Genomic DNA, 17999 nt, shown 5'->3' on the forward strand with positions numbered 1-17999 from the left:
CAGCACCCGCCTGATTTTAGGTCTTGTCGGATGGCGGTTCGTCGGAGCATCTTGATCCCATGCCAGCAATCTCCCCCTTTTCGATCATCACGCCCGAGGAAATGTCCGCGATTGACGGGGCAGCGGCGCGATCGGGAATTGACAGTTTCGCGCTGATGACAGCCGCCGGCCATGCCGTAGCGGCGACGGCACTGCGGCTCCATCCGGATGCGCGACGCTTCGTCGTGCTGTGCGGGCCGGGCAACAATGGCGGCGATGGCTATATCGCCACAGCGGCGCTGGCCGATAGCGGCGGGACTGTCGTCGTCCATGCGCTCGGCGATGTGGGCGGCTTGCGGGGAGACGCAGCCCGCGCCCATGCCGCCTGCCGGCGGCCGGTCCATGCCCTCTCCAACTATGTGCCGGAACCGGGCGATGTCGTCATCGATGCGCTGTTCGGCGCCGGCCTGTCGCGGCCGGTTTCCAAAGAGGTCGCGGATGTGATCGAGGCCATCGGGCAGCAGGACCTGCCGGTGATCGCTGTCGATCTGCCTTCCGGGATCGACGGGCGAACGGGGCAGGTGCAGGGCTGCAGTTTTCATGCGCGCCATACCGTGACCTTCATGGCCCGCAAGCCCGGTCACCTGCTCCTGCCCGGCAGGATGGCCTGCGGTCAGGTGGAGGTGGTCGATATCGGCATTCCCCGAAGGATTGTCGGACAGCATTGGAGCGGGCTCTGCGAAAACGGTCCTCCTCTCTGGGGCAGTGACCGTCCGAGCCTCGATCCTTCCGCCCATAAATTCAAGCGCGGCCATCTCGGCGTGTTTTCGGGCGGGGCGCTCGCGACCGGGGCGGCACGGCTTTCGGCGGCAGCCGGATTGAAGGCCGGGGCCGGACTGGTGACGCTCGCCTCTTCCCCCGGAGCCGTCAGTGTAAATGCCGCGCATCTGACCGCCGTGATGCTGAAGGAGATCGGCGGGCCAGAAGCGCTTTCCGACTGGCTTTCCGACCGGCGGCTTACCGCCTTCGTGCTCGGCCCCGGCTTCGGCGCGACCCAAACGGCGCGCGACTACGCGCTGATGCTGCACGACCGTGTCCTGGTTCTGGATGCGGATGGCATCACTGCCTTCAAGGACGATGCCCAGGCCCTGTTTAAGGCTTTCTCGGATGGCGGGACACGGCTGGTCCTGACGCCGCATGAGGGCGAATTTGCGCGGCTGTTTGCCGATATCCATGCCGATGAGCGCCTGTCGAAGGTCGATCAGGCGCTCGCCGCCGCAAGACGCGCCGGCGCCGTCATCGTCTACAAGGGCGCCGACACGGTGATTGCCGCGCCGGATGGACGGGCCGCGATCAATGCGAATGCGCCGGCCTTCCTGGCGACGGCCGGTTCCGGCGACGTGCTGGCCGGCATTATCGGCGCGCATCTGGCCGCGGGCATGCCGGCATTCGAAGCCGCCTGCGCCGCTGTCTGGCGTCATGGCCGGGCCGGGGCGCGGGCAGGAGAAGGCCTGACCGCCGAGAGCCTGATCGGGGCGATCGAGCCGCTGCCGGCCTCGGCCGGATGATTGGTCGAGGCCCAAAGAGTTAGCCGACGCGTTTCTGCAGTTCCCGCGCGCCGTTCGGCGCATTGACCTTGCCTTCGGTGATGAAGAAGGCATAGACGTCGCGCGGCTTCTTTGCCGCCTTGTGCGACGGGTCGGCGCGTTCAAGGTCATCGACAATGGCGCCCGAGGCCCAGCTTTTCAGCCGCTCCGCCCATTGATCGAGCCGCTTGTCATCATAGCAGGTGGCCACCTCGTCGCTACCGGTCTGCAGGCGGGCATAGACGAAGTCCGCGGTGACATCGGCGATCATCGGATAATCGGCATGGTCGGCGCAGACCACGGCGACCTTGTGCTTTTCCAGCAGCGAGATGAATTCCGGCGTGCGGAAGGAGGGGTGGCGCACCTCCACCACATGGCGCAAAGCAAGCCCGTCCTGCTTTTCCGGCAGGAGCGCCAGAAAGGCGCCAAAATCCGCTTCGTCGAATTTCTTCGTCGGCATGAACTGCCAGAGGATCGGCCCGAGATGGGGGCCGAGTTCGGTCAGTCCCTGCCCAAGGAATCGAGCGATCGACTCACCGGCCTCCGCCAGCACCTTCTTGTTGGTGGCAAAGCGGCTGGCCTTCAGCGAGAAGACGAAATCCTCCGGCACGTCCGCGGCCCATTTGGCGAAGGTTTCCGGCTTTTGCGAGCCGTAGTAGGTGCCGTTGACCTCGATCACCTTCAACTGCCGGCTCGCATATTCGAGCTGCCGCTTCTTCGTGAGGTCATCCGGGTAAAACGTGCCTTCCCATGGATCGAAGGTCCAGCCGCCGATGCCGCAACGGATCGTTCCTGATTTTGTCATGTTCCCCCCGATATAATGTTCATTCCGCCGCCTCGATCTTGCGGATCGGCCGGCGTTCCAGCAGTTCCTTGAGGAAGGCGCCGGTGTGCGAGCGCTTCTCCTTGACGATCTCCTCCGGCGTGCCGGCGGCAATTACCTCGCCGCCGCCATCGCCACCCTCGGGGCCGAAATCGATGACCCAGTCGGCGGTCTTGATGACTTCGAGATTGTGCTCGATGACGACGACCGAATTGCCCTGGTTGACCAGTTCGTGCAGCACTTCAAGCAGCTTTGCGACGTCATGGAAATGCAGGCCGGTGGTGGGCTCGTCGAGAATGTAGAGGGTGCGGCCGGTGGAGCGCTTCGACAGCTCCTTGGCAAGCTTGACGCGCTGCGCCTCGCCGCCCGAGAGCGTGTTCGCCTGCTGGCCGACCTTGATATAGCCGAGGCCGACCTGGTTGAGGGTGATCAGCTTGTCGCGCACGGCGGGCACAGCGGCGAAGAATTCGACGCCTTCCTCGACCGTCATGTCGAGCACGTCGGCGATCGATTTGCCCTTGAAATGCACGTCGAGCGTCTCGCGGTTGTAGCGCTTGCCGTGGCAGACATCGCAGGTGACATAGACATCCGGCAGGAAGTGCATCTCGATCTTGATGACGCCATCGCCCTGGCAGGCCTCGCAACGGCCGCCCTTGACGTTGAAGGAGAAGCGTCCCGGCTGGTAACCGCGCGCCTTGGCTTCCGGCAGGCCGGCGAACCAGTCGCGAATCGGCGTGAAGGCGCCGGTATAGGTGGCGGGATTGGAGCGCGGCGTGCGACCGATCGGCGACTGGTCGATGTCGATGACCTTGTCGATATGCTCGAAGCCGTCGATCCGGTCATGCTCGGCCGGGTTTTCGCGGGCGCCCATGATGCGCCGGGCCGCCGCCTTGTACAGCGTTTCGATGAGGAAGGTCGACTTGCCGCCGCCGGACACGCCGGTGACGGCGGTGAAGATGCCGAGCGGGATGGAGGCGGTGACATTCTTCAGATTGTTGGCGCGGGCGCCGACGACGGTGATTTCCCTTTTTTTCTTCGCCTTGCGACGCTCCGAAGGCACCGCCACCGAAAGCTCGCCGGACAGATATTTGCCGGTGAGCGAATTGGGATTGGCGATGATATCGGAGGGCGCGCCTTGCGCCACCACTTCGCCGCCATGAATGCCGGCCGCCGGGCCGATATCGACCACATAATCGGAAGTGAGGATCGCATCCTCGTCATGCTCGACGACGATCACCGTATTGCCGATGTCGCGCAGATGCCGGAGCGTATCGAGCAGCCGTGCATTGTCGCGCTGGTGCAGGCCGATCGACGGCTCGTCGAGAACATAGAGCACGCCGGTCAGGCCCGAGCCGATCTGCGAGGCGAGCCGGATGCGCTGGCTTTCGCCGCCCGACAGGGTGCCGGAATTGCGCGACAAGCTCAGATATTCGAGGCCGACATCATTGAGGAAGCGCAGCCGCTCGCGGATTTCCTTCAGGATGCGCACAGCGATTTCGTTCTGCTTGGCGTTCATATGCCCGGGCAGGGTCTCGAACCAGTCGCGGGCAAGCCGGATCGACATCTGCGTGACTTGGCCGATATGCAGCTTGTCGATCTTGACGGCGAGCGCCTCCGGCTTCAGGCGAAAGCCGTTGCAGGCCGGGCAGGGGGCCGCCGACATATAACGCTCGATCTCCTCGCGAGCCCAGGCGCTGTCGGTTTCCTTCCAGCGCCGCTCCAGATTGGGCACGATGCCCTCGAAATTCTTGGTGGTATTGTAGGAGCGGGCGCCATCCTCATAATGGAAGCTGATCTTCTCCTCGGTGCCGTGCAGGATTGCATGCCGGGCCTCGTCGGACAGATCGGTCCATTTGCTCGACAGCTTGAATCCGAAGGCCTTGCCGAGCGCCTCGAGGGTCTGGTTGTAATAGGGCGACGAGGACTTGGCCCAGGGCGCGATGGCGCCGTTCTTCAGCGTGCGTTCGGGCTCCGGCACGATCAGCAGTTCGTCGATCTTCTGCTGGCTGCCGAGACCGTCACAGGTCGGGCAGGCGCCGAAGGGATTGTTGAACGAGAACAGCCGCGGTTCGATTTCGGAAATGGTGAAGCCGGAAACCGGGCAGGCGAATTTTTCCGAAAACAGCACGCGCTCATGCGTCTCGTTCAGCGACTTGTTGGCCGAGCCGCCGGCGGATGTTTCTTCCGGGGGCAGCGGCTTGTCGGCGAATTCGGCGATCGCCAGGCCATCGGCGAGCGTCAGGCAGGTTTCAAGGCTATCGGCGAGCCGCGCCGTCAGGTCGGGCCGCACGACGACGCGGTCGACGACGACGTCGATATCGTGCTTGTATTTCTTGTCGAGCGCCGGCGCCTCGGCGATCTCGTAGAACTGGCCGTCGATCTTGACGCGCTGAAAGCCCTTCTTCATCAGCTCGGCGAGCTCTTTCTTGTACTCGCCCTTGCGGCCGCGCACGATCGGCGCGAGGATATAGAGGCGGGTGCCTTCGCCGAAATCGACGACGCGATCGACCATCTGGCTGACCGTCTGGCTTTCGATCGGCAGGCCGGTGGCCGGCGAATAGGGAACGCCGACGCGCGCGAAGAGCAGGCGCATATAATCGTAGATCTCGGTGACCGTGCCGACCGTCGAACGCGGATTGCGCGAGGTGGTCTTCTGCTCGATCGAGATGGCCGGCGACAGGCCGTCGATCTGGTCGACATCCGGCTTCTGCATCATTTCGAGGAACTGGCGGGCATAGGCCGACAGGCTCTCGACATAGCGCCGCTGGCCCTCCGCATAGATGGTGTCGAAGGCGAGTGACGACTTTCCCGACCCGGACAGGCCGGTCATGACGATCAGCTTGTTGCGCGGCAGATCGAGGTCGATGCCCTTCAGATTGTGCTCGCGGGCGCCGCGGATGGAAATGGTCTTCAGTTCGCTCATCGTGTCCAGCTTCGTCCATGCAGTGGAAAGCATCTATTTAAGAACACGCAAGCCCATGTCGAGGCGAAAGGTGAAAAACAGAGAGCTTTGCCGAGTCGGTTGACAGGATAATAGGGATTTACTAGAACAAAGAAAGAACGATTTTCGAAATCTGTTGTGGATTACGCGAGGCGAAGGGCGAGCCGGCGGCGGCCAGCCGCTATGATGGCCGGGAGCTTCTGATGGCCGGGCGAGGCCTGGCGCGAGAATGGGAAAACAGAGATGGCGGGTAGTGTCAACAAGGTGATTTTGATCGGGAACCTCGGGGCCGACCCGGAAATCCGGCGCACGCAGGACGGCCGGCCGATCGCCAACCTGAATATCGCGACCTCCGAGACCTGGCGCGACAAGGGCAGCGGCGAGCGCAAGGAAAAGACCGAGTGGCACCGCGTGGTGATCTTCAACGAAGGTCTCTGCAAGGTGGCCGAGCAATATCTGAAGAAGGGCGCCAAGGTCTATATCGAGGGCGCGCTGCAGACCCGCAAATGGCAGGACAAGGACGGCCAGGACCGCTACTCCACGGAAGTGGTGCTGCAGGGCTTTAACTCGACCCTGACCATGCTGGATGGCCGCGAGGGCGGTGGCGGCGGGGCCGGTCGCGGCGGCGCCGATTATGGCGGCGGCAACCAGGGCAATTACGGCGGCAGCGGCGGCGATTACGACCGCCCGGCAGCGCCGGCAGCACGCTCCGGCGGCGGCGGCGGGAATTTCTCCCGCGACATGGACGACGATATCCCGTTCTGATTGGACGGCAACGGACGCGAACCTCTCCCTCCGTCTTCCCATGGTGGGAAGGCGGATGGCAGGGTGGTGCAAGCGGAGGAGGATGCGATGCGCCATGGCTACCGGCTCGATCATGTGGCGCTCTGCGTGCGTGACCTCCAGCGCAGCATCGCCTTCTACCGGGATATTCTCGGCTTCGAGCCGATCGAGCGGGCCGGCAGCGCTCATGTTGCCTGGCTGACGATCGGCGGTCTCGATACGATCCACCTGATCGAGGCCGAATTCGGCGCGACGCATCTGACCAAGAACACCCATTTCGCCCTGCGGGTGGCCGATTTCGACGCTTTCGTCGCCGAGATCAGTGCTCGCGGCGTGGCATTTTGCGACTGGCCGGGCGAGGCCGGGCAAATCGGCACGCGGCGCGACGGGTTTCGCCAGGTCTATCTGCGGGACCCCGACGACTACTGGGTCGAGATCAACGATCATATGCAGGCCGACGCGGAAGGCTGAGACTGTTTGTCCGGACATAGGGGGCGGTCCTATGGGTAAAGGCACTGCGTTGCGGCGATCAAGAGGCGTTCGCGGCCTGGGCTTTCCTCATCATGTGCGACAGGCCGTTGCTTCATATTGTCCTGACTTTGCGAACAGGGCGCGCGTTCGCGTTCACGCGCGATGTCTCGCCGTGGTTTGGCTGTAAGTTCGGACGGGGCGCTGGAAGCTGCCTCGCTTGGTAGTCTAAAAGTGGCACCTTTCAGCGCCCCGTTCGGCGGTTTTTGCCCACGACTTGGGTCCCTCTGAGGTGGCCCGGCGAAAGATGTTCGTCTGACCTGATGGAGCCCGGCCGAACCAATTTATCGGCAACACTCCACCCGGCCGCCGCCGGAACCCGGCGAAACCCTCCGCTGGCGCACCCTATGTGCCGCACAGGCACGCCCGGCGCGCTCTTTCGGGCATCAAGAGACAGGAGCAAAACTCCCGTCTGGAGACCATTTTCCGCGAACCCCAAGCTTGAGGACTTCCGTCCTTTCCCCAAACCCGGCGCCGGCCCCGCCTCTCTGCCACGGCTGGCAGTGTATCCGAGGGCGGAACGAGATGAGTGTGGCATGAGCGCGAGGGGCGGGGATGAACGGGGATGCGGATTTTTTCTCCCCTTTCGGAAGAGGGAGAAATTTCAAGAGCTTAGCCAAAGGTGTGAGTGTTTGAAATGTAGGTGAGGACTTGTTTCTTTTCTCGGACCTACCCCCTCTCTTGCAATTTCTAACACTTAGCTGAAGCTAAGATGTTGAAATTGCTTTCTCCCCGCCAAGGGGGAGATAGGATTGCCGCACCCCTACATTTCTTCGGAAAACCTGCATGCGTCGCAAGGTTCCTGGTCAGCATCGTCACTTTGCGAAAACCATGCGGACTGATGCGACGCTGGCGGAAAACCTGCTTTGGCAAGTGCTGAGCAACCGCCAGCTCGAAGGCTTCAAATTCAAAAGACAGGTCCCGCTTGAAGGCTATATCCTAGATTTCGTCTGCTTCGAGGCGCGGTTGATCGTCGAGGTCGATGGATTTCAGCACGCGGAGAGCGGTCGCGATCTGGCTCGGGACGCATTCTTTCATGGCCAGGGTTTTCGCATCCTGCGCTTCTGGAACGAGGAGATCGTGAGGAATCTCGACGGTGCTTGCCTGACGATCCTTTCGGAACTGAGAAACACCGGTGGATGAAGGGCCTTACCTCTCCCCTTGCGGGAGAGGATACAAATCAACATCTTAGCTTCAGCTAAGTGTTAGATTTTCTTGGTGAGGGGATCGTTCCTTGTTGGGGCGTCCTCGCGTCCCATGCCTACCCCCTCTCGCCGAGGGGGAGATAAAAAGGGCGCACTGCACCTGTCGGATGCGATAAACCGTGAATTACGTCGGATTGCAGGTCATGCCATTTCGCCTGGCATTGTCGATGCAATCACTGCGATTCGTATATCCTTGCGTTGATGAGCCAACGATCCGTCCGTTGGTTGCGGTGCGCCGCCAACGCCAGCCGTCGGTGCCGTTGTAGATTTCCCAGGTATCACCATTACTATCTTTGCAGCTCGCCATCTCTTGCTCCGATCCAAGCGGGAATCGAGACATATTGGATTCTGGAGCAGGCCACCACAAACTTGGCGCAACCAAAAGGTGCGGGCCAGTCCGTTGCAGGCTGCAAACGTGATCGCTTTGTTCGGTGGCTCGGACATTGTCGGCAGCTTACCTCTCCCCTTGCGGGAGAGGATACAAAATCAACATCTTAGCTTCAGCTAAGTGTTAGATTTTGTTGGTGAGGGGATCGTTCTCCTTACGGTTGATCCGTGCGTCCATGCCTACCCCCTCTCTTGCAATTTCTAACACTTAGCTAAAGCTAAGATGTTGAAATTGCTTTCTCTCCCGCCGAGGGGGAGATAGAGCTTCCGTCTTTTTGATAAACTTAAAAACTTCTCTCCTTCAAAACTCAGCACCTCTACCTCTGGTGGAGGTGCTGAGTTTTGAATGCAAAAATGGCCCGGGAACTCCCGGGCCATTATCAATCATTTATTTTTACCAGCGATCAGCTGCACCCGCTCGTCGCACCACACGTGTCGCACTTTTCACATGTCCCATTGCGGACCATCGTAAAATTCTGGCACTCGGAGCACATATTGCCCGTGTATCCTTGCGCGATCGAGCGGATGCGGCGTTCGGTTTCGAGTTTCTTGGCGTCCGACTTGGCGGCGGCGGCGTCGGCGGCGGCTTTGTCGGAGAAGAGGGCGGTGACGTCGGGTGCGGCCTCGGACGGGCCGTCATCGGCGATCTCCTCGGCAAGTTCGGCTGCGCGTTCCTCGTAATCGCGCTTGAAGGCGACGATCTCGGAGGTGGCTGCCGACACGGCCGGTTCCAGCTTGCGGACGGCCGAGCCCGCAAAGGCGGTGACAGTGGCGCCGGTTGCGGCCTTTATGGGGGCGGCGCCGATGGCCTTTGCGGGAGCGGCAGTGGCCGATCCCTTGGGTTCGCCGGAGGTGCGGTCGATCTGGCCGCTGGTGACGAGCGTCGGCTTGTAGCCACGGGTCCAGCCGGTGGACAAGAGGTTGGTCTTGCCTTCCTCGATGCCCTTGCCGAGCGCGGTGTTGGAAAAATCCGACGTATCGACATGCGCCAAATCGTGGCGGTTGAGGTAGGAGACGGCCAGTTCCCGGAACACATAGTCGAGGATCGACGTGGCGTTCTTGATGGCGTCATTGCCCTGGACCATGCCGGCCGGCTCGAACTTGGTGAAGGTAAAGGCCTCCACATATTCCTCCAGCGGCACGCCATATTGCAGGCCGAGCGAGATGGCGATGGCGAAATTGTTCATCATCGCGCGGAAGGCAGCACCTTCCTTGTGCATGTCGATGAAGATCTCGCCAAGCCGGCCATCGCCGAATTCGCCGGTGCGCAGATAGACCTTATGGCCGCCGATCACGGCCTTCTGGGTATAGCCTTGGCGGCGGTTCGGCAGTTTTTCACGCTCGCGGGTGATCCGCTCGATGACCCGCTCGACGATCTTTTCCGTGACGGTGACGGCCTGGGCAGCGACGGGGGCGGCCAGGAAGTCCTCCATGGCGTCGTCATCCTCATCGTCCTCGATCAGCGAGGCGTTGAGCGGCTGGGACAGTTTCGAGCCATCGCGATAGAGCGCATTGGCCTTCAATGCCAGTTTCCAGGACAGCATATAGGCTGCCTTGCAATCCTCCACCGTTGCCTCGTTCGGCATGTTGATGGTTTTCGAGATCGCGCCGGAAATGAAGGGCTGGGCCGCCGCCATCATGCGGATATGGCTTTCCACCGACAGGTAGCGCTTGCCGATCTTGCCGCAGGGATTGGCGCAATCGAAGACCGGCAGGTGTTCGTTTTTAAGGAAGGGCGCGCCTTCGAGCGTCATGGCGCCGCAGACATGGATATTGGCCGCCTCGATGTCCTTTTTCGAGAAACCGACATGCTCGAGCAGATTGAAGCTCATATCAGCCAGCTGCTCATCGCTGACGCCCAGCTTTTCCTTCAGGAAATCAAGGCCAAGCGTCCATTGGTTAAAGACGAACTTGATGTCGAAGGCAGCCTTGGTGGCACCGTTGATCGCCTCGATCTTGTCGTCGGTGAAGCCCTTGGCGCGCAGGCTGCCGGGGTTGATGGCCGGTGCCTGGTTGATATTGCCGTGGCCGACAGCATAGGCCTCGATCTCGGCGATCTGGCTTTCCGAATAGCCGAGCGTGCGCAAGGCTTCGGGAACGGCGCGGTTGATGATCTTGAAATAGCCGCCGCCGGCGAGCTTCTTGAATTTTACGAGCGCGAAATCGGGCTCGATGCCGGTCGTGTCGCAGTCCATGACCAGGCCGATCGTGCCTGTCGGCGCGATGACCGAGACCTGGGCATTGCGATAGCCGTGCTTTTCGCCGAGTTCCAGCGCCTTGTCCCAGGCGGCGGTCGCATGGGCGACGAGATCCTGATCCGGGCATTCGCCGTGGATCAGAGCGACGGGATTGACCGACAGGCCTTCATAGCCCTGGGTTTCGCCATGGGCGGCGCGGCGATGATTGCGGATGACGCGTAGCATGCTCTCGCGGTTCGGCTTGAAGCCCGGGAAGGGGCCGAGCTTGGCGGCGATCTCGGCCGAAGTGGCATAGGAGACGCCGGTCATGATTGCCGTCAGGTTGCCGGCAATGGCGCGGCCTTCTGCCGAATCATAGGGAATGCCGGAGGACATCAGCAGACCGCCGATATTGGCATAGCCGAGGCCGAGCGTGCGGTACTCATAGGAGCGCTCGGCGATTTCGCGGGACGGGAACTGCGCCATCATCACGGAGATTTCGAGAACCAGCGTCCACAGGCGCACGGCATGCTCGTAATCGGCGATATTGATGTTCTTGGTGGCCGCATCCTTGAACTGCAGCAGGTTCAGCGAAGCGAGGTTGCAGGCGGTGTCGTCGAGGAACATATATTCCGAGCAGGGATTGGATGCGCGGATGGGGCCGGCGGCCGGCGAGGTGTGCCAGTCGTTCATCGTCGTGTTGAAGTGCAGGCCCGGATCGGCAGACGCCCAGGCGGCATGGGAAATCTGCTCCCAGAGATCGCGCGCCTTCAGGGTCTTCATCACCTTGCCATCCTTGCGGGCGGTGAGGTTCCAGGTGCCATCGGCTTCCACGGCGCGCAAAAAGTCGTCCTTGAGCGATACGGAATTGTTGGAGTTCTGGCCGGAGACGGTGAGATAGGCTTCCGAATCCCAATCCGTGTCATAGGTCTTGAACTCGATATCCTTGTAGCCCTGCTTGGCGAACTGGATGACGCGCTTGACGTAGTTTTCCGGAACCTGGTTCTGCTTGGCGGCCTTGATTTCGCGCTTGAGGGCAGGGTTCTGCTTGGGGTCGTAGCAGGCGTCGTTATCGGCGGTGCAATTGATGCAGGCCTTCATGATCGCCTTCAGGTGCTTGGCGACGATCTTGGAACCGGTGACCAGGCTTGCGACCTTCTGCTCTTCCTTGACCTTCCAGTTGATGTAATCCTCGATATCCGGGTGATCGATATCGACGACGACCATCTTGGCGGCGCGGCGGGTGGTGCCGCCCGACTTGATGGCGCCGGCGGCGCGGTCGCCGATCTTCAGGAAGGACATGAGGCCCGACGACTTGCCACCGCCCGACAGGCGCTCGCCTTCACCGCGCAGATAGGAGAAGTTGGAGCCGGTGCCGGAGCCGTACTTGAACAGGCGGGCTTCGCGCACCCACAGATCCATGATGCCGCCCTCGTTGACGAGGTCGTCGCCGACGGACTGGATGAAGCAGGCATGCGGCTGCGGATGCTCGTAGGAGGATTTCGATTTCACCAGCTTATTGGTGAAGGGATCGACATAGAAATGACCCTGGCCAGGGCCGTCGATGCCATAGGCCCAGTGCAGGCCGGTATTGAACCATTGCGGGCTGTTGGGCGCGACGCGCTGGGTGGCGAGCATATAGGCAAGCTCGTCGCGGAAGGCGAGCGCATCATCCTCGGAGGCGAAATAGCCGCCCTTCCAGCCCCAATAGGTCCAGGTGCCGGCCAGGCGATCGAAAACCTGGCGGGCATCGGTTTCGGAACCGTATTGCTCTTCCTTGGGCAGGTCCTTCATGGCGGCGAGGTCAGCCTCGGAGCGCCACAGCCAGGAGGGAACGGAGTTTTCCTCGACTCGTCTCAGGTGCTTCGGAACGCCGGCCTTGCGGAAATATTTCTGCGCCAGGATATCGGCGGCAACCTGCGAAAACTGTGCGGGGACATCGATATCCGCCAGCCGGAAGACCACCGAACCGTCCGGATTCTTGATCTCGCTGATCGCCTTGCGAAATTCGATCTCGGCATAGGCTGATTGCCCGGCTTTGGTGAAGCGGCGTTCGATCTGCATCGTCCTCGTGTCCTTTGTGTGCCACATGCCCGACCGCATGAAAGCGTCGGCCAAAATTATCCCGCCGAGCCGCGCGGGGGAGGATCGCGCAGTCCGTTCTTAATGTCCGTTCAACTGTGGAAACGGCGTTCCGTTTCCCTGTATCTTGTGCTGATTTTCGCTGCAAACACTAAATATAGTATCAACAGCTTCCTTACGCCAGCTTTATGTGACGTATCCGGCGGGCGAAGAGATCACAAAAAATAACCGTCGCGACCGGCGGATCATCCACCGGGGCGCCTGAAACACAGACGATTTTTCCTGAAACAAACCGGCCTCGTAACTTTCCGGTCCCGCCGCCGCCGCAACGTGAAATCCATTAACGGTATTGAACCCGATTCCGTCAAGGGGTGGTTCATGTCGTATTGATGAACACCAGATGTTGTGTGCCGCGGCTGTGGAAAACGGGGACAGACACCAAATTCAGCAAAATCAGGCGCTTCGCCGGCTTGCCTGAAGCTTGGCCCGACGATGCGGGCCGGTTTTCAAAATTTTACGGGTAAAAATCCACAGGTCGTTCATCATCGCGATCCTCGGCGATAGCCAAGATCGTGGAAATGTGTTGCTGCTCTGATTCTGTGCCCCGGCCAGCGAAAAGGCTATAGCGCGCCGAGATTGATGCCGATCGTGATCGCCCCCAGCGCCGTGCCGGTATCGGGATCGGTGATCGTCATGCTGGCCTGGGATTGCAGCATCTGGGTCGATTCATCCCGCTCCGCCCGATCGACGAACAGGCTGGCGCTTCCGGCACGGTAGGTTTTCTGCCATTTGGGCTCGTCGCCCTGCCAGTAATCGGAACTGACCTCGCTTTGCGCGATGCTGAGCCCCTTTGCGTCCATGATCATGATTTCGGTGATGGCGCCGTTCGAGGCGGCCTGCTTTTCCTTCAGAAATATCGACAGGGGGCTTTTGGCCACGGTCTCGATCAAAGGCTGGGCCGTGCCGGCGCGCTCCTGGCGCCAGGTGGCATCCAGGCGCTCGATATCGGTCGGCGACAGATAGGCGTTCAGCCTGTTCTGGCGCCTCAGTTCCTCGACGATACGCGAATCATTCATCCACGGCCGGATATTCGTCTCGACATAGGCCGTGACCGGGCCGATATGCACATCGCTTGCAACCGAGGGCAGGGCTGCCAGGATGCAGAGGCCCGCGGCGATCATTGGAACCAGGGCCTTGCCTCTCATCACGTCCGGTTCCTCCTGCCTTGGCGACGGCCCCCGGGGAGCGCGCCGACGATAGAGGCACAGGCATATCAGCAAGGAAAGGCGCGGGAAAGCCGGTCGTCATGCAACCGGCCAGCGGCGACCCGTCGGCGCAGTCAGCCGCGGGCCCCCTTGGCGATCGGCTCCTGGTAGGTAAAGCCCATGTCCCAGGGGAAATAGATCCAGGTGTCCTGGCTGACCTCGGTAACGAAGGTATCGACTTGCGGCCGCCCCTGCGGCTTGGCGTAGACGGCGGCGAAATGCGCCTTCGGCAGCATGGCGCGCACCACGGCGGCGGTCTTGCCGGTGTCGGTGAGGTCGTCGATGATCAGCACGCCTTCGCCGCCATCGGCCGTCAGTTCCGGGGCAATGCCCTTGAGGACCTGCATCTGCCCTTGCGAATCATAGTCGTGGTAGGAGGCGACGCAGACCGTCTCGATCATCCGGATATTCAACTCGCGGCAGACGATCGCCGCCGGCACCAGCCCGCCGCGCGTGATGCAGACGATCGCCTTCCAGGTTCCGCCATTGTCGGCCAGCCGCCAGGCAAGCGCGCGCGCATCGCGGTGAAACTGATCCCAGGAAACGGGAAAGGCTTTTTCGGGAAGTGACATCTGCGAAGCTCCAGTTGATCGCCGTCGGAATATTTCGTGAAATGGTGCGGACGACGGGGGTCGAACCCGTACGGATCTCTCCGAGGGATTTTAAGTCCCTTGCGTCTACCAGTTTCGCCACGTCCGCGCCGTTTTCCTTTCCGGCACTTGGGTTATTTCGTCAAGAGAATGTTTTGCAGGCTTTCCTATATGTCTTGCAAAAACCCGCGCCGGCGTTCGGGTCAGTTCTGCGTTGCATCCTTCGACGGGGCAACCTCGCGGGCGTCTTGTCCTGTTTGGCAGTGAAGCGAAAAAATCAAATTCGATCTTCGCGGAGCGACCGCGACATGGTGAACAGTGTAAAGCCGATCACAATCGAGAAAAATGCCCATCCGATGACATAGCCCACGTCCAGTCCGTTGGCCTTGTAGCCGGGAAAGATGCCGGTTCTGAACCACATGATGATGTGCACCAGCGGGTTCCACATCAGGAATTCGTGAGCCTGGCGGGGCAATGCGTCGGGGAGGTGGAACACGCCTGATATCAGGAACATGGGACGATTGATCAGGCCGAAGATCTTCTCGTAGATCGGGAAATCGTTGAACAGGGCGATATTGGCCATGCCGACACCCAGCCCCAGCAAGGTCGCAAGCATGAAGGCTTCCACGGCATTGCCCAGATTGATCGAGCCGAAATGCTCGGGCTCAGATGTGCAGACCGCAAAGATGATGATGGTCACCAGGACAGATGTAAGAAGCTGAAGAATATAGCGGGCGACAACCGCATCGATGGGCGCGACGACGGGGTATGAAAACAGGTTCTTGTTTGCCTTGACCGCACCGGCCATGAAGGCGGTCATGCCTTGATAGGCCGCGAAAGGCAGGTAGCCTGAGGCAAAAAACAGGGCGAAATCCGTACCGATCGCCGGCGCGCGGGCGATCGCCTTGAACAGGAAGCTCATAAGCAGCACATGCGCCAGCGGGTCGAGGATCGCCCAGATATAGCCTCCGGGCTTGTTTCCGTATCGGGCCGCCGTCTCTCTTATAATCAGCGCTGCGCTCACGCGAAGGTGCTGTTTAAGCCAGTACATGAACGCTCCTTTGCTCGGCACGCTATCGGCAAGAATCTCCGCCGCAGGACCAGTACCCTTAACGGCTTTTCCAAATCCGCGTAACAGGAGAAACATGGAGATCGCCAGCCGGACGACCAACGGCGGTGAGAGCGGCTTGGCCGATCGCATGACCGTTTGGCGGGCGCGTCGATGCGACCCAAAAATGGCCGGAGAATGTCAGGCCTCTACGGAAAAATCCCATCGACCTCTTCGGCGATGGGGGGCGGCGGACGAATTCGCACGATGCGATGATCCCGGCCGTGAGGATATGAGGGTGTAACGCCAGGAGATATTCCATCAGGTGAAGGAGGCAATCGCGGCACATCGGGCGGCGGTCCCGCGAGGCCAGGAGGCTCAAGGCCGGCGCGGCATTAACCCTACGCGTGAAGGTTAATCCGGGTTTTGCGTTGAAGCGGCCCCGGAACCTGTCCTAATAGGCCTGCCGGGGGAGGGAGACCCGGCATATTTCAGCACGAAAACATCTCCATGCCCCTTTCCGGCGCCGGAAAGGGGCGCTTTCACTGACCGGTTTCAACACGGATTTCAGCACCCAGATTATTTGTCTTCGACGATGGCCTCGGGGCGATCGCCGCCGTCCGCATGTTCGAAATGCCAGTGGCCTTTCTGATCCTGGAAGCTGATTTCCTCATCGTCTCCACCGACCTGTTGCTCGGCGGCGGCCGCCTTTGCGGCCGCGAGCGCCATGTCCCGGCTTGGAAAAGTTTCGGAAAAGACGTCGGCGAGCTTGTAGGCCCATCCGCCGTCATGCTCGACGATCGCATATACCACTCTGGTCATTTCCTGCTCCTTGAAGCGCGCCTTTGACGGTTGTTGCCGCGGCGCCGATGTGTCGGACAGGAACGGCCGATCCCCGATATTCGTTCCGGGCCGCGGCGCGGGCGTTCGCAGCCTATCATGAAAACCGGTGGTTTTGGCATTTTCGCTTCCAAGCCGTCGGCGACCACCCTCCCGGTGATGATGAAGCGGCAACACCAGAGCAGCAACGAAAAGGGCGACCTTTCGGCCGCCCCGGTCTCTGCTCATGCCTGTCGCTGATGATCAGGCTGACAGCTTGGCTGTGATCTTGGCGACATGGGCGCCCTGGTAGCGGGCCCCTTCCAGCTCGACTTCCGAGGGCTGGCGCGAGCCGTCGCCGCCGGTGATGGTCGAGGCGCCATAGGGGGAGCCGCCGAGGATCTCGTCCATTCCCATCTGGCCCTGAAAGGCGTAGGGAAGACCGACGACGACCATTCCCTGGTGCATCAGGGTCGGGATGAAGCCGAGGATGGTGGATTCCTGGCCGCCATGCTGCGTCGCCGACGAGGTGAAGACCGACCCGACCTTGCCGACCAGGGCACCCGTGGCCCAGAGCCCGCCGGTCTGATCGATGAAGTTGCGCATCTGCGAGGCGACGGTGCCGAAGCGGGTGCCGGCGCCGAAGATGATCGCGTCATAATCCGCAAGCTCGGCGGGCGTTGCAATGGGAGCCTTCTGGTCGAGCTTGAAATGCGAGGATTTCGCCACCTCTTCCGGCACCAGTTCAGGCACGCGCTTGACCGTTACCTCGGCGCCCGCGGATTTTGCGCCTTCGGCAACCGCATAGGCCATGGTCTCGATATGTCCGTAGGCCGAATAGTAGAGCACCAGAATCTTCGCCATCATCTTCTCCATCGTTCCGGCAATCCAGTCGATTGCCTCCATGAGGAGAATCTAGCAGTTTGCGCAGGCTCTGTCAGAGCTGATGCGGACGACAGACTGTTCGAGAATATTTGACGGCGAAATTTTCGGATGAACGATATCTTCTCCACCGACAGGATAAAACCCGATGACCAGCGATAAAATCGTCACCGCCGCCATGCTTGCCATTGGCGACGAACTCCTGTCCGGCCGGACCAAGGACAAGAATATCGGCCATCTCGCCGATATGCTGACGTTGAAGGGCATCGACCTGAAGGAGGTGCGCATCGTCGCCGACGACGAGGCGGCGATCGTTGCGGCGCTGAACGGACTGCGACCGCATTATACCCATGTCTTTACCTCCGGCGGCATAGGACCGACCCATGACGACATCACCGCCGATGCGGTGTCGCGGGCCTTCGGGGTTGCCTGTATTCACGATCCGCAGGCCATGGCGCTGCTTGGCGCCATGTATGAACGCCGCGGCATGGAGTTTAGCGAGGCTCGCCAGCGCATGGCGCGCATGCCTGAAGGCGCGCGCCATATCCCGAACTCCGTCTCGACCGCGCCCGGGTTCAGCATCGGCAATGTGCATGTGATGGCCGGCGTGCCGCAGGTTTTCCAGGCGATGCTGGACGCGCTCCTGCCGCAGCTCGAAAGCGGCGTGGTGGTGAAATCGCGCACGGTTCGCTCACCGTTCGGGGAAGGCGATATCGGCAGCCCGCTCGGCGCGGTGCAGAAGGCCCATCCGCTGACGAATATCGGTTCCTATCCGAAATTCGACGGAAAATCCTTCTCGACCGACCTGGTCATCCGCGGACGCGACGAGGCGCTCATCGAGGCGGCGGAAGCGGATGTGCGGGCGATGATCGAGGCGATTGCCGCGACAAAGGCGGGCGGGTGA

The 17999-nt window shown here is 61.2% G+C and carries 14 protein-coding genes and 1 tRNA gene; 5 read left to right on the top strand and 10 right to left on the bottom strand.

Annotated features, from left to right (window positions below):
• Window positions 1-59: 59 nt before the first annotated feature.
• Window positions 60-1547 (top strand): bifunctional ADP-dependent NAD(P)H-hydrate dehydratase/NAD(P)H-hydrate epimerase, encoded by a 1488-nt coding sequence (locus tag ASD31_RS14190; RefSeq protein WP_056334816.1) that lies wholly within the window; start codon window positions 60-62, stop codon window positions 1545-1547.
• A 19-nt stretch (window positions 1548-1566) separates the two neighbouring features.
• Here the strand turns inward: ASD31_RS14190 and ASD31_RS14195 are convergent, their stop codons facing one another.
• The gene (locus ASD31_RS14195; protein WP_056334819.1) at window positions 1567-2370 is read right to left on the bottom strand and encodes a DUF72 domain-containing protein; all 804 of its coding nucleotides are present in this window, start codon (window positions 2368-2370) and stop codon (window positions 1567-1569) included.
• A gap of 19 nt (window positions 2371-2389) precedes the next feature.
• Window positions 2390-5311 (bottom strand): excinuclease ABC subunit UvrA, encoded by a 2922-nt coding sequence (uvrA, locus tag ASD31_RS14200; RefSeq protein ID WP_056334822.1) that lies wholly within the window; start codon window positions 5309-5311, stop codon window positions 2390-2392.
• Between the two features lie 261 nt (window positions 5312-5572).
• Between uvrA and ASD31_RS14205 the strand changes: the two genes are divergently transcribed.
• From ASD31_RS14205 to ASD31_RS14215, 3 genes are all read left to right on the top strand, one after another.
• Window positions 5573-6094, top strand: a complete 522-nt coding sequence (locus tag ASD31_RS14205; protein ID WP_056334825.1) for a single-stranded DNA-binding protein — start codon at window positions 5573-5575, stop codon at window positions 6092-6094.
• 87 nt (window positions 6095-6181) lie between these two features.
• The gene (locus ASD31_RS14210) at window positions 6182-6583 is read left to right on the top strand and encodes a VOC family protein (RefSeq protein WP_056334828.1); all 402 of its coding nucleotides are present in this window, start codon (window positions 6182-6184) and stop codon (window positions 6581-6583) included.
• A gap of 843 nt (window positions 6584-7426) precedes the next feature.
• A complete protein-coding gene (locus ASD31_RS14215) occupies window positions 7427-7783 on the top strand; it encodes an endonuclease domain-containing protein (RefSeq protein WP_056334832.1) in 357 nt (118 codons plus the stop codon).
• Window positions 7784-7969: 186 nt separating this feature from the next.
• Here the strand turns inward: ASD31_RS14215 and ASD31_RS14220 are convergent, their stop codons facing one another.
• From ASD31_RS14220 to wrbA, 8 genes are all read right to left on the bottom strand, one after another.
• On the bottom strand, window positions 7970-8185 hold the full coding sequence (locus tag ASD31_RS14220) for a YegP family protein (RefSeq protein WP_320409400.1): 216 nt from the start codon (window positions 8183-8185) through the stop codon (window positions 7970-7972).
• Between the two features lie 451 nt (window positions 8186-8636).
• On the bottom strand, window positions 8637-12473 hold the full coding sequence (locus ASD31_RS14225) for a vitamin B12-dependent ribonucleotide reductase (protein ID WP_056334839.1): 3837 nt from the start codon (window positions 12471-12473) through the stop codon (window positions 8637-8639).
• Window positions 12474-13111: 638 nt separating this feature from the next.
• A complete protein-coding gene (locus ASD31_RS14230; RefSeq protein ID WP_244483855.1) occupies window positions 13112-13696 on the bottom strand; it encodes a hypothetical protein in 585 nt (194 codons plus the stop codon).
• Between the two features lie 134 nt (window positions 13697-13830).
• Window positions 13831-14328 (bottom strand): xanthine phosphoribosyltransferase, encoded by a 498-nt coding sequence (gene gpt / locus ASD31_RS14235; protein ID WP_056334843.1) that lies wholly within the window; start codon window positions 14326-14328, stop codon window positions 13831-13833.
• 42 nt (window positions 14329-14370) lie between these two features.
• Window positions 14371-14455, bottom strand: a tRNA-Leu gene (locus ASD31_RS14240).
• A 168-nt stretch (window positions 14456-14623) separates the two neighbouring features.
• A complete protein-coding gene (locus tag ASD31_RS14245; RefSeq protein WP_056334845.1) occupies window positions 14624-15397 on the bottom strand; it encodes an ABC transporter permease in 774 nt (257 codons plus the stop codon).
• A 576-nt stretch (window positions 15398-15973) separates the two neighbouring features.
• A complete protein-coding gene (locus ASD31_RS14250) occupies window positions 15974-16216 on the bottom strand; it encodes a DUF2188 domain-containing protein (protein WP_056335786.1) in 243 nt (80 codons plus the stop codon).
• Window positions 16217-16477: 261 nt separating this feature from the next.
• A complete protein-coding gene (gene wrbA / locus ASD31_RS14255) occupies window positions 16478-17077 on the bottom strand; it encodes an NAD(P)H:quinone oxidoreductase type IV (RefSeq protein ID WP_056335790.1) in 600 nt (199 codons plus the stop codon).
• A gap of 166 nt (window positions 17078-17243) precedes the next feature.
• Here wrbA and ASD31_RS14260 point away from each other — a divergent pair, with 166 nt between their 5' ends.
• Complete coding sequence (locus ASD31_RS14260) at window positions 17244-17999, top strand: competence/damage-inducible protein A (RefSeq protein WP_056334847.1); 756 nt, start codon at window positions 17244-17246, stop codon at window positions 17997-17999.

The organism is Rhizobium sp. Root482 (genome assembly GCF_001426565.1).
In the GTDB taxonomy this organism is placed as follows: Bacteria; Pseudomonadota; Alphaproteobacteria; order Rhizobiales; family Rhizobiaceae; genus Pararhizobium.

Bases quoted from the DNA above. Each gene is read 5' to 3' on its own strand.
- gpt (WP_056334843.1), bottom strand. From the start codon at position 14,328: ATGTCACTTCCCGAAAAAGCCTTTCCCGTTTCCTGGGATCAGTTTCAC.
- ASD31_RS14210 (WP_056334828.1), top strand. From the start codon at position 6,182: ATGCGCCATGGCTACCGGCTCGATCATGTGGCGCTCTGCGTGCGTGAC.
- ASD31_RS14230 (WP_244483855.1), bottom strand. From the start codon at position 13,696: ATGAGAGGCAAGGCCCTGGTTCCAATGATCGCCGCGGGCCTCTGCATC.
- ASD31_RS14260 (WP_056334847.1), top strand. From the start codon at position 17,244: ATGACCAGCGATAAAATCGTCACCGCCGCCATGCTTGCCATTGGCGAC.
- ASD31_RS14195 (WP_056334819.1), bottom strand. From the start codon at position 2,370: ATGACAAAATCAGGAACGATCCGTTGCGGCATCGGCGGCTGGACCTTC.
- uvrA (WP_056334822.1), bottom strand. From the start codon at position 5,311: ATGAGCGAACTGAAGACCATTTCCATCCGCGGCGCCCGCGAGCACAAT.
- ASD31_RS14245 (WP_056334845.1), bottom strand. From the start codon at position 15,397: ATGTACTGGCTTAAACAGCACCTTCGCGTGAGCGCAGCGCTGATTATA.
- ASD31_RS14190 (WP_056334816.1), top strand. From the start codon at position 60: ATGCCAGCAATCTCCCCCTTTTCGATCATCACGCCCGAGGAAATGTCC.
- ASD31_RS14205 (WP_056334825.1), top strand. From the start codon at position 5,573: ATGGCGGGTAGTGTCAACAAGGTGATTTTGATCGGGAACCTCGGGGCC.
- wrbA (WP_056335790.1), bottom strand. From the start codon at position 17,077: ATGGCGAAGATTCTGGTGCTCTACTATTCGGCCTACGGACATATCGAG.
- ASD31_RS14225 (WP_056334839.1), bottom strand. From the start codon at position 12,473: ATGCAGATCGAACGCCGCTTCACCAAAGCCGGGCAATCAGCCTATGCC.
- ASD31_RS14220 (WP_320409400.1), bottom strand. From the start codon at position 8,185: ATGTCTCGATTCCCGCTTGGATCGGAGCAAGAGATGGCGAGCTGCAAA.
- ASD31_RS14250 (WP_056335786.1), bottom strand. From the start codon at position 16,216: ATGACCAGAGTGGTATATGCGATCGTCGAGCATGACGGCGGATGGGCC.
- ASD31_RS14215 (WP_056334832.1), top strand. From the start codon at position 7,427: ATGCGTCGCAAGGTTCCTGGTCAGCATCGTCACTTTGCGAAAACCATG.